The sequence below is a fragment of the Pseudoclavibacter sp. Z016 genome (genome assembly GCF_002931215.1).
Taxonomy (GTDB): domain Bacteria; phylum Actinomycetota; class Actinomycetes; order Actinomycetales; family Microbacteriaceae; genus Pseudoclavibacter.
Genome location: NZ_PSTU01000009.1, coordinates 138,617 through 153,998, shown reverse-complemented (window position 1 = coordinate 153,998; position 15,382 = coordinate 138,617). Strand labels below are relative to the sequence as shown.

The 15,382-nt window shown below is 69.8% G+C and carries 11 protein-coding genes; 2 read left to right on the top strand and 9 right to left on the bottom strand.

The window, feature by feature from the left end; translation table 11 throughout:
* From C5B99_RS05510 to C5B99_RS05490, 5 genes are all read right to left on the bottom strand, one after another.
* A partial coding sequence (locus C5B99_RS05510) for a heme ABC transporter ATP-binding protein (RefSeq protein ID WP_104240793.1) occupies positions 1-836 on the bottom strand: 836 nt, incomplete at its 3' end.
* Entirely contained in the window at positions 833-2,011 is a 1,179-nt protein-coding gene (locus C5B99_RS05505) for a FecCD family ABC transporter permease (protein WP_374953223.1), read from the bottom strand. The genes C5B99_RS05510 and C5B99_RS05505, both read right to left, overlap by 4 nt.
* Positions 2,012-2,025: 14 nt before the next feature.
* A complete protein-coding gene (locus C5B99_RS05500; protein WP_104240778.1) occupies positions 2,026-3,255 on the bottom strand; it encodes a hemin ABC transporter substrate-binding protein in 1,230 nt (409 codons plus the stop codon).
* A gap of 60 nt (positions 3,256-3,315) precedes the next feature.
* Positions 3,316-4,773, bottom strand: a complete 1,458-nt coding sequence (locus tag C5B99_RS05495; protein ID WP_104240777.1) for a hypothetical protein — start codon at positions 4,771-4,773, stop codon at positions 3,316-3,318.
* A gap of 147 nt (positions 4,774-4,920) precedes the next feature.
* The gene (locus C5B99_RS05490; protein ID WP_146081948.1) at positions 4,921-6,324 is read right to left on the bottom strand and encodes an HtaA domain-containing protein; all 1,404 of its coding nucleotides are present in this window, start codon (positions 6,322-6,324) and stop codon (positions 4,921-4,923) included.
* 253 nt (positions 6,325-6,577) lie between these two features.
* Between C5B99_RS05490 and C5B99_RS05485 the strand changes: the two genes are divergently transcribed.
* Together C5B99_RS05485 and C5B99_RS05480 are read left to right on the top strand one after the other, a co-directional pair.
* On the top strand, positions 6,578-10,516 hold the full coding sequence (locus tag C5B99_RS05485) for a Pls/PosA family non-ribosomal peptide synthetase (protein ID WP_104240775.1): 3,939 nt from the start codon (positions 6,578-6,580) through the stop codon (positions 10,514-10,516).
* Positions 10,513-11,871 carry a M1 family metallopeptidase gene (locus C5B99_RS05480; protein WP_104240774.1) on the top strand — a complete coding sequence of 453 codons (1,359 nt, stop codon included), beginning with the start codon at positions 10,513-10,515 and terminating at the stop codon, positions 11,869-11,871. The genes C5B99_RS05485 and C5B99_RS05480 overlap by 4 nt, the downstream gene beginning before the upstream one ends.
* Here C5B99_RS05480 and C5B99_RS19205 read toward each other — a convergent pair.
* From C5B99_RS19205 to C5B99_RS05455, 4 genes are all read right to left on the bottom strand, one after another.
* A complete protein-coding gene (locus tag C5B99_RS19205; RefSeq protein WP_181064948.1) occupies positions 11,852-12,481 on the bottom strand; it encodes a 4'-phosphopantetheinyl transferase superfamily protein in 630 nt (209 codons plus the stop codon). The genes C5B99_RS05480 and C5B99_RS19205 overlap by 20 nt on opposite strands.
* Before the next feature lie 131 nt (positions 12,482-12,612).
* Positions 12,613-13,890, bottom strand: coding sequence for an ATP-dependent Clp protease ATP-binding subunit ClpX (gene clpX / locus C5B99_RS05465; RefSeq protein WP_104240772.1), 1,278 nt, complete (start codon positions 13,888-13,890; stop codon positions 12,613-12,615).
* 125 nt (positions 13,891-14,015) lie between these two features.
* Positions 14,016-14,687, bottom strand: coding sequence for an ATP-dependent Clp protease proteolytic subunit (locus C5B99_RS05460; protein ID WP_104240771.1), 672 nt, complete (start codon positions 14,685-14,687; stop codon positions 14,016-14,018).
* A gap of 14 nt (positions 14,688-14,701) precedes the next feature.
* Entirely contained in the window at positions 14,702-15,316 is a 615-nt protein-coding gene (locus C5B99_RS05455) for an ATP-dependent Clp protease proteolytic subunit (RefSeq protein WP_104240770.1), read from the bottom strand.
* Positions 15,317-15,382: the final 66 nt, after the last annotated feature.

The window sequence follows — 15,382 nt, the reverse complement described above, 5'->3', positions numbered from 1 at the left end:
GGTCGGGAGGGGGTGCGCTTGGGGACGACGATCGGCGACCCGGTGATGGGGTCTTCGAGGATGTGGACGGGGTGCTCGTACACCTGCGAGATGAGCTCAGCCGTGAGCACGTCGGCGGGCGGCCCGTCGGCGACGATGCGGCCGCGGCTGAGGAGCGCGATGCGGTCGGCGTAGGCGGCGGCGAGGTCGAGGTTGTGGACGATGATGACGACGGCGCATCCGGTGCTCGCGTAGCTGCGCACGAGGTCGAGCACCATCTCCTGATGCTTGATGTCCATAGCGGCCGTCGGCTCGTCGAGGAGCATGACCGAGGCGGTCTGGGCGAGCACTCGCGCGAGCGCGGCCCTCGCGCGTTCGCCGCCGGACAGTGACGGGTAGTGGCGGTCGGCGAAGCGGTCGATGTCGGTGCGCCGCATCGCGCCCGCCGTGATGAGGTCGTCGCGGTCGCGCTCGCTGACCTGCTGCCAGGGCGCGCGGCCCATGTCGACGACCTCCTCGACCGAGAACGGGAAGGCGATGTCGACCTGCTGCAGGAGCACCGCGCGGCGCATGGCGAGCTCGGTGTTGGTCCAGGCGTAGCTGGGGAGGCCGTCGATCTCGACGGTGCCGCTGCGCGCATCCACGTCGGCCGTGATCACATTGATGAGCGTCGACTTGCCGGCGCCGTTCGGGCCGACGAGGGCGAGCACCTCCCCGGCGCGGATGTCGAGGTCGAGCCCCTCGAGCACGGTGCGCTCGCCGAAGTCGACGCTCACGTCGCGCACGGAGAGCACCACATCGCCTGGCGCTGTGGCGCGCGGCTTGCGGATGGGGTTCCTGAGGATGGATCCGATCACGACCACGCACCGCCCTTGGCCCGGCTGCGCCGGATGAGGTAGAAGAAGAACGGCCCGCCGATGAGCGAGGTGAGCATGCCGATGGGGAGGTCCGCGTATTCGACGAGGGTCCTCGCGCCGAGGTCGGCGATCGTGAGCAGCAGAGCGCCGCCGAGCACGGAGCAGAGCAGCAGCGCCCGGTGGGACGGGCCGATGATCATGCGGATGATGTGCGGCACGACGAGCCCGACGAAGGCGATGATGCCGGCGAAGGCGACGGCGGCCGAGACGAGGAGGGCGACGTAGATCATGACCAGCAGCCGCACGCGCTCGACGTTGACGCCGACGTGGCGGGCCGCTTTCTCGCCGAGCGACAGCAGGTCGAGCTGGCGGCCGATGCCGATGGCGAGGATGCACCCGACGATGATGAGCGGCGCGACGAGCCAGACCTGCTCCCAGCGCGAGCCGTTCATGCTGCCCATCTGCCAGAAAACGATCTGCTCGCGCGCCTGCGTGGGGGCGCTGAAGGTGATGAACGCGATGAGGGCACCGCAGACGGCGTTGACGGCGACTCCCGTGAGGATGAGCGTGATGACGTCGGTGCGTCGGCCTGAGCGGGACAGCGAGTAGACGACGAACGTCGTGATGAGGCCGGCGACGAACGCGAACGTCGGCGTCGTGAAGGGCCCGAGGAACGTGAGGCTGAAGAGGATCGAGAAGCTCGCGCCGACTGCTGCACCGGCCGAGACCCCGACCGAGCCTGGCTCGGCGAGCGGGTTGCCGAAGATGCCCTGCATGAGCGCGCCGGCGACGGCGAGCGCAGCGCCGACGAGCACGGTCAGCACGAGTCGCGGGAAGCGCACCTCCGCGAGCGCAGCAGCCCCGAACTCGTGGCTCGGGCCCGGCAGGGCGTCGATGCCGACCTGGTTGAGGAGGAAGCCGAGCACCTCGAGCGGCGGGATGTAGAGCTGGCCGATCATCGCCGACACGAGGCAGCCCGCGATGAGGAGGATCGTGAGCACGGCTGCGAGCAGCGACGCTCGCGCCTTCTTGGTCCGGGGCGGCGCATCCTTCGGCTCGGCGACCGGCTCGGCGCGTCGCCGTGCCCGCTCCTGTGCCCCGTCGAGGAGGCGGCGGCGCTGGGGCTGCTGGGGTGCGGCCGGTGGGCTGGTGTCTGGCGGTGTTGCCGTTCTCACGTGTGCATCTCTCATCATTCGCCCGTTCCGGTGCTGGCGGCGGGGTCCGCTTCTGGCACGTAGGCGAGGTCTGGCGCGTAGATCGCGGTGCCGAGTGCCGCGAGGACGGAGGCGGTGCGGGGGCCGAAGCTCATGACCTCGTAGTCGCTCATGTCGACGATGCGCTTGTTGGCTCCTGCTGGGGTCTGCCCGATGCCGGGCAGCTGGACGGCCTCGTCGATGCCGCCGACGGAGGCGAGGCCGAGGGTCATGACGATGATCACGTCGGGGGCGGCACGCACGAGCGCTTCCGCGTTGGTCGGCGACATTCCGGCGAAGCCGACCTCGGTCGCGACGTCGCGCGCCCCGATGCTCTGGATGATCGAGTCGGCGCCCGACCCTGCGCCGAACCAGTAGTAGACGCTGCCGCGCAGGTAGAGGAACACCACTCGTGGCTTCTTGTCCGGGTCGGTGGGCGCCATTGTGCCGAGCTGCTGGATGGTCGTGCCGATCTCGGCCTGGGTGCGCTCGGAGAGCTTCTCCCCAAGTGCCGGCACGCCGAGGGCATCCGCCACGAACTGGATCTGCGGGGCGACGCCGTCGACGCCGTCTTCGTAGGCGATGGGCACCATGACGACGGGGATGCCCGCCTGCCGCAGCTGCAGTTGCACGTCGTACGGCCCGATGGAGGCGTCGGTCACGACCACGGTCGGGGCGAGCTGCAGGATCGACTCGGCGTTGAGCTCGTGCCCGTTCTGCGTGACGAGCGGCAGCTGCTCGTTGCCGGGCATGAGCTTCGTGATGTCGGTGGCGGTGTCGCGCCCGATGAGGTTGCAGCCGAAGCCGAGGCCGATGACGGCTGCGGCGAGGCCGCCGTTCTGGTTGATGGCGAGGATGCGCGTCGTGTCGGTCACGGTCGTCGTGGCGCCGTCGGAGCTCGTGAACGTCGTCGGCAGCTGCTGCACGGCGGTGGCCGCGTCGGTGACGGGGTTGATCGCCGCGGTCTGCGTGTACGCGGTGGTCGGGCCGGCGATGCTGCGCGGCTCCGGCAGCTCCGCGGAGGTGACCTGCGGGAGTAGGGGGGCCACGGGGTCGGCCTGCACGGGCTGCGAGACGCACTGCTCGTTGCCTGCGCCGTTGGCGGTGCCGATGTTGTGGAACCCGTTGACCCAGAGCACCGAGACGACGACCACGGCGAGCGCTGCCCAGCCGGCGCGACGGATCGTCGAGCGGCGGAAGCGGCGGAGCGTGCGTGGCAGTGACATGGGTTCCTCGGTCGTGTGTGATCAGCTCGTGGATGCGCGTGGATGCGCGCTCGGGTCGGCTCAGCCCGCGCGCGCCCTGCGGCGGAGCAGCAGGATGATGCCGGCGGTCAGCGCGAGGGCGCCGACGCCGAGGGCGATCGCGAGCGTCTCCGTGCCGGTGCTGGCGAGTCCCGCGCCTCCGCCCGCCGGCCCGGTTCCCGGCCCGATCCCGGTGCTCGCTCCTGGGCTGAGCGCCGGCGCGATGCTCTGACCGGTGCTCGGAACGGTCGTCGGCGCTGCGGTACTCGTCGGGGTGCCCGTCGGGGTGGGCGCGACCGTCGGCGCCGGGATGGTCACCTCGACGATGCCCGACGGGGCGGTGGGGGCCGGCCCCGCGACGGCGGGCGTCGGGCTCCAGAGGCCGGTGGCCAGGGCGAGGGCGATCCCGGCGATGACCGCGAGCACCGCGCCTCCCGCTTGGCCCCCAGTCCGGGGAGGGGCGAGCCGCTCGGCGCCCGGCGCCGCCTCGGAGTCGTAGCCGGCCACGAGGAGATCGAGCCGACGGCGACGCCAGAACCAGAAGACGATGCCAGCCGCGGCAACCAGCAGCAGGACGACGAGGATGACGAGCGACCAGGGCAGAGCGAACGCCGAGAGGTCGGCCGCGACGGCGACGGGCACGTCCGTGAAGGCTCCGACGGGCTGCAGGTACACGGTGAGGGCACCGGTGAGCGGACCGATGGCGCCCGTCGTGATCTCGCGCGTGATCGTGACCGCCGATCCGGGGAGCAGCTCGGGGATCTCCCCGCCGGTCATGGCGACTCCGGCGGCCCCGCCGATCCCGCTCAGGCGCAGATCCTCGAGCGACGAGAGACGCACGTTGCCGGTGTTCACGAGCTCGTAGCTGACGGTGGTGGTGCCGCCGCCGAAGGGGTTGACGCCAGCGGCACCCCAGTCGGTCGCGAGGCTGCGGATCTCGGCGGTGGGCGCGAGCTCTCCGCTCACGCGCGTGTCGATGCGCAGCCCGAGGCGCCGCTCGACCTTGACCTGGTCGGTCGAGTCGGCGGGGAGGAGCGAGGCGACGATCGCGGCGGAGTGGTCGCCTGGCGTCGCATCCGCTGGCACCGTGAGGGTGAACGGCACGTCGATGCTCGCCCCCGGTTCGAGGGAGACCGAGCCTGTGCCGGGGGCGACCCAGGTGCCCGCATCCACCGATGGCTCGCCGTTCTCGAGGATGTCGACGGCGCCCGTCGCGGTCGTGAACGCGTCGGCCGCGTAGATCGTGAGCTCGAGCGCGCCCGGCCCGGTGTTGGTCACGGTCATGGAGTCGGCGATGACGTCGCCCGGGTTGACGTCGTAGGTGAAGTTGGGTCGCCCAGAGCCCCGGTCGCCGTCGACCGTGTCGATGCTCCACGCGGGCGGCTGCGTCGTGTCAGCCTGCGCCGCGGTCGGCGCGACGAACGACAGCAGCGCCAGCAGCGAGGTCGCGAGAACGACGGATGCTGTGGCGCGAGTGCGGAGACGGATGGGGAGAGCCATGTGGTCCCTTACGTGGGGCGCTCGCGGCGGGGCCGCGGCGGAGCGAGCGAGCGATGCGGAGGAGCGGGGGTGCTGCGAGGGCGGATGCTCGCGCAGCGGGGTGCGAGTGCGCGGGAGCCTGATGGGCTCCCGCGCACTCCTCGGCCCCTAGGAGATGGCCGAGATGGTGAGCGTGGCGGAGTACGCGCCCTGCTGCGTTGTGGTGGGGACCGTCAGCGTGAGGTCCGCACCGAGCGTTGCGCTCGCGGCGGCGTTCGACGTCGCGAGGAGCTGCGCCGTGTTGAGGCCCGTCGCCGCCGAGCCAGCGGTCACGTTCGCGGCGTTGCCCGCGATGAGCTCAGGAGCCCAGCCGAGGTTCGCAGCCGAGATCGAGTCGGTGCCGTTGCTGAAGTCCGTGGACTGGCCGGAGACTGTCCAGCCGTAGGCCGCGGTGCCGCCGGCACGCGTGTCCGTGACCGCGACGTCGCTGATCGAGCCGTTGGCGACGAAGGTGTCACCGGTCTGGACCGCGGTGCCGAGGTCGGCGCCGTTCTGGTCAGCCCAGGCCCACGAGAAGGAACCCGTCTCGGGGTCGACCGGCGTCACTGCGGCTTCGGGGATGACAACCTCCACGTTGCCGTCCGGCGTGCCGGGAACCTCAGGTGCTGCGATCTCCGCGTAGCTCGCGGAGAAGCCCTTCGCGACCTTCTTCGGGTCAGCCGCGCCACCAGAGGAGTACCAGTACGACGACTGGCCCGTCTTGGCGTTGAAGTCGACGAGCGACTGCGGGAAGGAGCCCCACGTCGCGGCCGTGGTGTTCTGCGGCGATCCGGCCGTGGTGACCTCGACGCCCAGGTAGTCGGGCGTCGAGACCTCGATGCCCGTCGCGGTGACGTCGACGCCGTCGAACGTGGCGAGGTCGATCGTCTCTGGTGCGATCGGGACCCACTGCGACATGTCCTCCATCGACGTGCCGTATCCGGAGGCGGTGCCCGTGAGCGTTCCGACTCCGTTCACGACGTCGAGCACTGGGTCGGAGACCGTCCAGTACGTCAGGCCGCCGTAGAAGACGATCGTGAAGTCGCCGTCCCACGAGATGGTGCCGGTGTCGGTTGCGGGGTTGACGGTTCCAGCGCCCGCCGCGAAGTTGACCCGGTTGTTGGTCGTCGAAGCTTGTGATGGGGAGACGGCCGCGCCTGCCGCGTTCTGGCACTTGGTGCCCCAGGTGGGGGCGATCTGCTCGCCGGCTGCATTCGGCTTCGTGATGGTCACGTTGCCCTCCGCAGCCTTGTAGAAGCCGTCGGCTTCGGTCCAGAGACGGGAGGATCCCGTGTCGCCTGCCGTACCGGCGACGAGGAAGTTGCAGCCGCCGAAGTAGGCGCCGCCGCCGGTCTCGTCGTTGAGCTGCCACGAGAACGAGACGTTCTCGACGGTTGCGTCGCCTTCCGCGGCTGACGCTGGTGCCGCGCCGAGGCCGAGGCCCGCCGCGATGAGGCCTGCCGCGGCGAGTGTCGCGCCACCGCGAGCCAGCACAGACGACCGACCAGCCGTCCGTTCTTGCACTGCTGTCATGAGTTCTCCTGAGTAGAAGTCACGGCCCCCCGACACGCGCGCAGATGCGCGGCGAGTGCCGTGTACCGAAAGCCCTACACTTGGGCGCCACCCGGTGGAACGGGTTAGGTAACGCTAAGTAAGGCAAGGGTTACCTTACGGGAGATTTTCAGGTTCGACAATGGAGCACGACGATCCGGACACGAATTCACCCCGGAACCACACGCGCCCCGTCGGCAACCACCGCGTTACCTTGGCCCGGTAGCGTTGCTCCGTGCAATCCCCCCTTGACCGATCCGCGGCAGCGCCCACGCCCCGCACGCTCATCGACGTGCTCACGGCCACCGTCACCGCGCATCCCGACGCCATCGCGATCGATGACGGCGATGCCCCGCTCAGCTACCAGGACCTGAGCGCCTACGTCGCGCAGACAGCGATGCGGCTGCAGGATGCGGGAGTGCGGCGAGGAGACAAGGTCGGTGTGCGCCTCGTCTCGGGCACCAGAGAGCTGTACATCGCGATCCTCTCCGTCATCGCAGCCGGTGCCGCGTACGTGCCCGTCGACGTCGATGACCCCGACGAGCGCGCGGTGCTCGTGTTCGGCGAGGCCAAGGTGCGAGGCACCATCCAGGGCGACGGCGAGTTCGTGCTGGCCGCCGACGGCGAAGCGAGCGCCCACCCAGCCGTTCCCCTGTTCGACGAAGGCGCACCGCATCCGGAGAGCACGAGTCTCGCCGACCTCGAGGGCCCCCACCTCGACGACGACACCTGGGTCATCTTCACCTCGGGCTCGACCGGTGTGCCCAAGGGCGTCGCGGTCTCCCACCGATCGGCTGCCGCGTTCGTCGACGCCGAGGCGAAGCTGTTCCTGCAGCACGACCCCATCGGGCCGGGCGACCGCGTACTCGCCGGCCTCTCCGTCGCCTTCGACGCCTCCTGCGAGGAGATGTGGCTCGCCTGGCGCTACGGCGCCTGCCTCGTGCCAGCCCCGCGATCACTCGTGCGATCCGGCGAGGACCTCGGCCCCTGGCTCCTCAGGCACCAGATCTCGGTCGTCTCCACCGTGCCGACCCTCGCGGCGCTCTGGCCCAGCGAGACGATCGAGCAGGTCAGACTGCTCATCTTCGGCGGCGAAGCCTGCCCGCTGGAGCTCACGCAGCGCCTCGTCGGCGAAGGCCGCGAGGTCTGGAACACCTACGGGCCGACCGAGGCCACCGTCGTCGCCTGCGCCGCCCTCCTCGACGGCAACGCCCCCATCCGCATCGGCCTGCCGCTCGACGGCTGGGAGCTCGCCGTCGTCGACACGGAGGGCAAGCGCGTCGCGGAAGGCGAATCCGGCGAGCTGATCATCGGCGGCGTCGGGCTCGCCCGCTACCTCGACCCCGCCAAGGACGCCGAGAAGTACGCCCCGATGGAGAGCCTCGGCTGGGATCGCGCCTACCGCTCGGGTGACCTCGTCACGTTCGAGGAAGCCGGCCTCGTGTTCCTCGGGCGTGCCGACGACCAGGTCAAGATCGGCGGACGACGCATCGAGCTCGGCGAGGTGGAGGCTGCCCTCCAGTCCGTCACCGGAGTCACCGGCTCGGCCGTCGCCGTCCGCACGACCTCCGCAGGCGTCTCGATCCTCGTCGGCTACATCGTCACCGGCGCGGGCTACGAACGGCAGCTCGCGCGCGCAGAACTCAGCGAGCGGCTCCCCAAGGCCCTCGTCCCGCTCCTCGCGGAGCTCGACTCCCTCCCGACCCGCACCTCCGGCAAAGTCGACAAGAACGCCCTGCCCTGGCCGCTGCCGGGCGCCGACGACGTCTCCGACGACCTCGACGGGCACGTCGCCTGGCTCGCCGAGCAATGGCAGGCCGTGCTCGGACTGCCCGTCGGCAGCGACGACGCCGACTTCTTCGACCTCGGCGGCGGATCCCTCTCGGCCGCCCAGCTCGTCACCCGAGTGCGCTCGCGCGTGCCCGAGTTCACGGTCGCCGACGTCTACGACCACCCCCGCCTCGGCGCCATGACCGAGTCCATCAGCGAAGCGCTCGACGACGAGGACGACGTCATCGCCTCGTTCAGCACGCCCGGCCCTACGCCGCTCTCGGCGCGCATCCTGCAGATCGTCGCCGGCCTGCCCCTGCACATCCTGGCCGGCGCGCGCTGGGTCACCTACCTGCTCGCGGCGAGCGCGCTCCTGCAGCTCCTCCCCGGCTTCGAAGTGCTGCCGGACGCGCCGCTCTGGCTCATCGTCGTCCTGCTGATCGTCTTCGTGACACCGTTCGGGAAGATGGCGATCTCGGTCGCCGCCGCGCGCATCCTCCTCTTCCGGCTCAGGCCCGGCGACTACCGACGCGGCGGCGCGACGCACATGCGCCTGTGGCTCGCCGAGCAGGTGGCCACGCAGATCGACGCCGTCGGCCTCGCTGGCGCACCGTGGGTCGTCTACTACGCTCGCGCTCTCGGCGCGAAGGTCGGCAACAACGTCGACCTGCACTCGCTGCCGCCCGTCACCGGCATGCTGCAGCTCGGAGACGGCGCGGCCATCGAGCCGGAGGTCGACCTCACCGGCTACTGGATCGACGGCAACCTCGTGCGCATCGGCGGCATCCGCATCGGCGCAGGGGCGACCGTCGGCGCCCGAAGCACCCTCGCCCCCGGCACCAAGATCGGGCAGGGCGCCGAAGTCGCCCCGGGGTCGGCGGTCTTCGGCAGGGTCCGCTCGGGCAAGAGCTGGGCAGGCTCCCCCGCCGTGCGCGTCGGAAAGGTGCGCGCGAGCGACTGGCCGGCGGACCGTCCACCGCAGCCCGCCGGCTGGGCAGTCGTCTACGCCATCGCCTCGGCCGCCCTCGCGCTGCTCCCCCTGTTCGCGTTCGCCGTCGGCGGCGTCGTCATCGCCGCCGGGATGCGCGGCGCCGGGACGCTCGGCGAGGCCACCCTCTCCGCGTTCGCCTGGCTCGCCCCCGCTGTCATCGCGGCCGGCATCACCTTCGCCGGCTTCGTCGTGCTCTTCGTCCGCCTCCTCTCGATCGGCCTGAGGGAAGGCACCCACCCGGTGCGCTCGAGGATCGCCTGGCAGGCCTGGTGCATCGAGCGCCTCCTCGACGCGGCCCGCACCACCCTCTTCCCGTTCTACGCGAGCCTCTTCACCCCCGTCTGGCTGCGGATGCTCGGCGCGAAGGTCGGGCGCGACGTCGAGGCCTCGACCGTGCTCCTGCTCCCCTCCATGACGCAGATCGACGACGGCGCGTTCCTCGCCGACGACACCATGGTCGCCTCCTACGAGCTGCACAACGGATGGATGCGCATCGAACGCGCGCGCATCGGCGCGCGCGCCTTCCTCGGCAACTCCGGGATGGCCGCCGCCGGGCACTCCGTCCCCCGCGACGGCCTCGTCGCCGTCCTCTCCGCAGCACCGGCGAAGGCCAAGCCCGGCTCATCCTGGCTCGGGTCCCCGCCCGTCCGCCTCCGCCGTGTCGCGGTCGACGGAGACGAGACGCGCACGTACAACCCGCCAAGGGCGCTGCGTGTCGCGCGTGCCCTCTGGGAGCTGTGCCGCATCGTGCCCGTCATCGTCACCTGCGGGCTGGGCCTCGGCGTCCTCCTTGGGCTCGCAGCCATCGAGACCGCCGTCGGCGTCGCCTGGAGCATCGTGCTCTCCGGATTCGTCCTCCTGGGTGCGGCCGCAGCATCCGCCCTCATCTCGACCATCGCCAAGTGGGTCATCGTCGGGCGCATCCGCGTCTCCGAGCAGCCCCTCTGGTCGAGCTTCGTGTGGCGCACCGAGGTCGCCGACACCTTCGTCGAGATGGTCGCGGCGCCCTGGTTCGCGCGCGGAGCTGCAGGAACGCCGGCACTCGCGATGTGGCTGCGCTCGCTCGGAGCGAAGATCGGCAAGGGCGTCTGGTGCGACTCGTACTGGCTGCCGGAGGCCGATCTCGTCACACTCGGGGACGGAGCCACCGTCAACCGGGGATGCGTCGTCCAGACGCACCTGTTCCATGATCGAATAATGAGCATGGACACCGTCACCCTCGAAGCAGGCGCAACGCTGGGACCACACAGCGTGATCCTCCCCGCCGCCACCATCGGCGCTCACGCCACCGTCGGGCCCGCGTCGCTCGTCATGCGAGGCGAGTCGGTACCCGTCGGCAGCCGCTGGAGCGGCAACCCGATCGGACCCTGGCGGGCCCTGAAGCTGCGCGCCTACCAGTCGAAGGCTTCATGATCCTCGCGACGAGCGCAGAGCCGCTGCCCGGCAACCCGTACACGCCGCAGAGCGGCGACGTCAGCATCCGCGTCGAGCACTACGACCTGGCGCTCAAGTACCGGATGCAGAACAACCGCCTCTCGGGAACGGCGACGCTCAGCATCCGCACGGCGGTGCCCCTGACCGCGTTCTCCCTCGACCTCGTGGGGCTTCGCGCGAGCAAGGTCAACGTGCGCGGCGACAAGCAGGCCCGCTTCAAGCAGAGCGACCGCAAGCTGAAGGTCACGCTCTCGAAGCGGGTCGAGGCCGGCGACGCGATAACACTCGAGATCATCTACGAGGGCGCGCCCCGGCCGCGCCGCTCCCGTTGGGGAGTCATCGGCTGGGAGGAGCTGGAGGACGGCATCATCGTCGCCTCGCAGCCCACGGGAGCCCCGACCTGGTTCCCCTGCAACGACCACCCCGCCGACAAGGCCAGCTACCGCATCCAGGTCGCCGTCGACAGCAACTACGACGTCGTCGCAACCGGGACCCTGATCTCGAGACGCGCCTCAGGCGGGCTCACGACCTGGGTGTACGAGGAAGCGGCCCCCACTGCCAGCTACCTCGTGACCCTCCAGATCGGCCGCTACCAGCGCGAGGACGTCCAGCTCGCGGGAGTGGCGGGCCACCTCCACTACCCCCCTTCGCTCGCACGACGCGTCGGCACCGACTTCGCCGACCTCGCGAAGATGATGGCGACCTTCGAGCTGACGTTCGGTCCCTACCCGTTCGACACGTACGCCGTCATCGTCACGGCCGACGACCTCGAGATCCCCCTCGAAGCACAGGGCATGGCCATCTTCGGCGCCAACCAGATCGACGGCGCACGCGGCCAGGAGCGCCTCGTCGCGCACGAGCTCGCGCACCAGTGGTTCGGCAACAGCGTCGGCGTCGCGGGCTGGCAGCACATCTGGCTCAACGAGGGCTTCGCCTGCTACGCCGAGTGGATCTGGTCAGAGGCGAGCGGCGGACCGAGTGCCGACAGCCTGGCCCGGGGCGCCCGGGCGTCCCTGGCGAGGCTTCCCCAGGACCTGCTGCTCGGAGATCCGGGCGCCGAGGACATGTTCGACGACCGCGTGTACAAGCGCGGCGCGCTCACCATGCACGCCCTGCGGCTCACGGTCGGCGATTCTGCGTTCTTCGAGATCCTCACGAGCTGGACTCAGGTGAAGCGCTTCTCGGTCGCCTCGACGGCGGAGTTCCTCGAGCATGCGGCGTCGCTGGCACCGGATGCTCCGCTCCATGAGCTGTTCGACGCCTGGCTCTATCAGCTCACGCTCCCCGACCTTCCTCCGCCTCCTGCGGCGAAGGTCACTCGCCGCTGGCGGTAGCGGTAGCGGTAGCCGTAGCCGTAGCCGTAGCCGTAGCGACGGCAACCACGAATCGACCGTCGACGAGCGTCCGGCGGATGCGGTAGCGCGCATCCTCGCCCCTGATGCGCGCCAGGCCGTTCTCGTCGAGCTTCACCTCGCTCGGGTCGACCCGGAGCCCACGGCCGTCGGCCTTGAGGACCGCTTCGATGGCCGTCCAGCGTTCGAGTTCTGCCACGGCGCCGGCACCCGTCTCGAGGCCGACCTCCTCGACGTCGAGCCCGAGGGCCGAGACACGGTCGCTGTCGGCGAGTGCGACGAAGACGGCGCTGCCGGTGTAGGAGATGCTCACGAGGATCGGCTGCTCGCGCAGGCGCGGCTTGCCGTGCTCGGCGGAGCCGCAGTGCCCACACGATGCCTCGAGGCGGGGTGCGGGGTCGTCGAGGGCCGTGCTGACGAGCAGCCGCCCGGTGAGGAAGGCATCCGCGCGGGCATCGTTCAGGTGAGCGAGGCGCTTCCGGTCATCCGCGGAGAGCACCCCGAGCGCCTGCCGTCGCTGGCGGGGGCTCAGGCTCGTCGCGTCTGCACTGAGGAGCCTCGTGCTGCCGAGTCGCAGCTCAGCGAGGTCCACGCGACGCCTCAGATCGAGGGCGACCCGGGAGCGCGGATCCGTGCGAATGGCGGAAGCCCCACGTGCGTGTGCACGCGGGGCTTCCGCTGGGACGCGACACAGCGCTGCCGTCCTCGATCGACCGGGGACAGTTACGCCGACTTCTCGGCGCGCAGCTCCGGCCGCGGGATGATCGTCGGCGCCGCGTTCTTGAGCACGACGTCGCGAGTGATCTCGACGCGACTGGCGTCGTCGAGGGACGGAACGTCGAACATGACCGGCCCGAGCGTCTCCTCGAGGATGGCGCGGAGGCCACGAGCGCCCGTCTGCCGCAGCACGGCGAGGTCGGCGATCTCCTCGAGCGCACCCTCGTCGAAGACGAGCTCGACGCCGTCGAGCTCGAACATCTTCTGGTACTGCTTCACGAGCGCGTTGCGCGGCTGCGTGAGGATGTCGATGAGTGCTCCACGGTCGAGCGGCGACACCGTCGTGATGACGGGAAGACGACCGATGAACTCCGGGATGAGCCCGAACTTGTGGAGGTCTTCCGGCAGCACCTCGCTGTAGAGGTCGCGGTCGTCGTTCTTCGAGTGCAAGGGGGCGCCGAAGCCGATGCCCTTCTTCCCAGCGCGCTGCGAGACGATCTCCTCGAGCCCGGCGAACGCCCCGGCAACGATGAACAGCACGTTGGTGGTGTCGATCTGGATGAACTCCTGCTGCGGGTGCTTGCGGCCACCCTGCGGCGGAACCGAGGCGACCGTGCCCTCGAGGATCTTCAGCAGCGCCTGCTGCACGCCCTCGCCGGAGACGTCGCGCGTGATGGACGGGTTCTCCGCCTTGCGCGCGATCTTGTCGATCTCGTCGATGTAGATGATGCCCGTCTCGGCGCGCTTCACATCGAAGTCGGCTGCTTGGAGGAGCTTCAGGAGGATGTTCTCGACGTCTTCGCCGACATAGCCGGCCTCGGTGAGCGCCGTGGCGTCAGCGACCGCGAACGGCACGTTGAGGCGCTTCGCGAGCGACTGCGCCAGGTAGGTCTTCCCGCACCCGGTCGGGCCGATGAGCATGATGTTGCTCTTCGAGATCTCCACCTCGTCGACGCGGTCTTCGGCCGAGGTGATCTGGCCGAGCGCGCGGACACGCTTGTAGTGGTTGTAGACCGCGACGGCAAGTGCCTTCTTCGCGGGCTCCTGACCGATGACGTACTCCTCGAGGAACGCGAAGATCTCGCGCGGCTTCGGGAGCTCGAAGTCCTTGACCTCGCTGGTCTCGGAATCGGCCATGCGCTCTTCGATGATCTCGTTGCACAGCTCGACGCATTCGTCGCAGATGTACACACCAGGACCAGCGATGAGCTGCTTGACCTGCTTCTGGCTCTTGGCGCAGAACGAGCATTTCAGCAGCTCGCTGCTTTCACCGATACGTGCCATGAGGACCTCCTTCGCGGTCTGCCAAGACTAACCCGAACCACCGACATTGCCCGGATGGCCGCGCCAGGGGCACTCCCCCGGCGCGGCCATGGACATTGCAGCGTGTTCGAGTCGGTCGGATCGAACTAGTCGATGATGACCGGCTCGGCGCCCTTGCGGCTCGTGAGCACCTGGTCGATGAGGCCGTACTCGAGCGCCTCGGCGGCCGACAGGATCTTGTCGCGCTCGATGTCGCGGTTGACCTTGTCGAGCGACGTGCCGGAGTGACGCGCCAGCGCCTCTTCGAGCCACGTGCGCATCCGCAGCACTTCCTGCGCCTGGATCTCGATGTCCGATGCCTGCCCCTGGCCGGCACCGCCGGTGGAGGGCTGGTGGATGAGCACGCGAGCGTTCGGCAGAGCCAGGCGCTTGCCTGGCTGTCCGGCCGCGAGCAGCACGGCAGCCGCCGACGCCGCCTGGCCGAGGCACACGGTGGAGACCTCGGGGCGGATGTACTGCATGGTGTCGTAGATCGCCGTCATGGCCGTGAACGAGCCACCGGGCGAGTTGATGTACAGCGTGATGTCGCGGTCCGGGTCCTGGCTCTCGAGCACGAGGAGCTGGGCCATGATGTCGTCCGCCGACGCGTCATCGACCTGCACGCCGAGGAAGATGATGCGGTCCTCGAAGAGCTTCGCGTACGGGTCCTGGCGCTTGTAGCCGTAGGCCGTGCGCTCCTCGAACGTCGGCAGGATGTACCGCGACGACGGGGTCTGGACGCCTGCCGGCGAGCCGCCGGTCAGAAATGGGGTGTTCATATGCTCTGGCTTCCTTACTCTGCCGACTCGGACGTGGACTCGGCGTCGCGCTTGGTGCCGCCGCCGCCCGTGACCTCGGTTGCCGAGGAACGGATGTGGTCGACGAACCCGTAGGCCAGCGCCTCGTCGGCGTTGAACCAGCGGTCGCGGTCGCCGTCCTCGTTGATCTGCTCGAGGCTCTTGCCCGTGCGCTGCGCCGTGATCGACGCGAGGCGAGCCTTCATGTCGAGGATCAGCTGCGCCTGGGTCTGGATGTCGCTCGCCGTGCCGCCGAATCCGCCGTGCGGCTGGTGCAGCAGCACTCGCGCGTTCGGCGTGATGTAGCGCTTGCCCGGCGCACCTGCGGTCAGCAGGAGCTGGCCCATCGATGCCGCCATGCCGATTCCCACGGTCACGATGTCGTTCGGCACGAACTCCATCGTGTCGAAGATCGCCATACCGGCGGTGATCGATCCACCCGGCGAGTTGATGTAGAGGTAGATGTCTCGCTCAGGATCCTCTGCAGCAAGCAGCAGGATCTTGGCGCAGATCTCGTTCGCGTTCTCGTCGCGCACCTCGGACCCGAGCCAGATGATGCGGTCTTTCAAAAGCCTGTCGAAGACGCTGTTCGGCAGTTGAATATCAGCCACGGTCGCTCCATTTCCCTAACGGTCGTCACCGAATCTAGTGGAGCCACGAGGCCAGCGCTGGCCTGT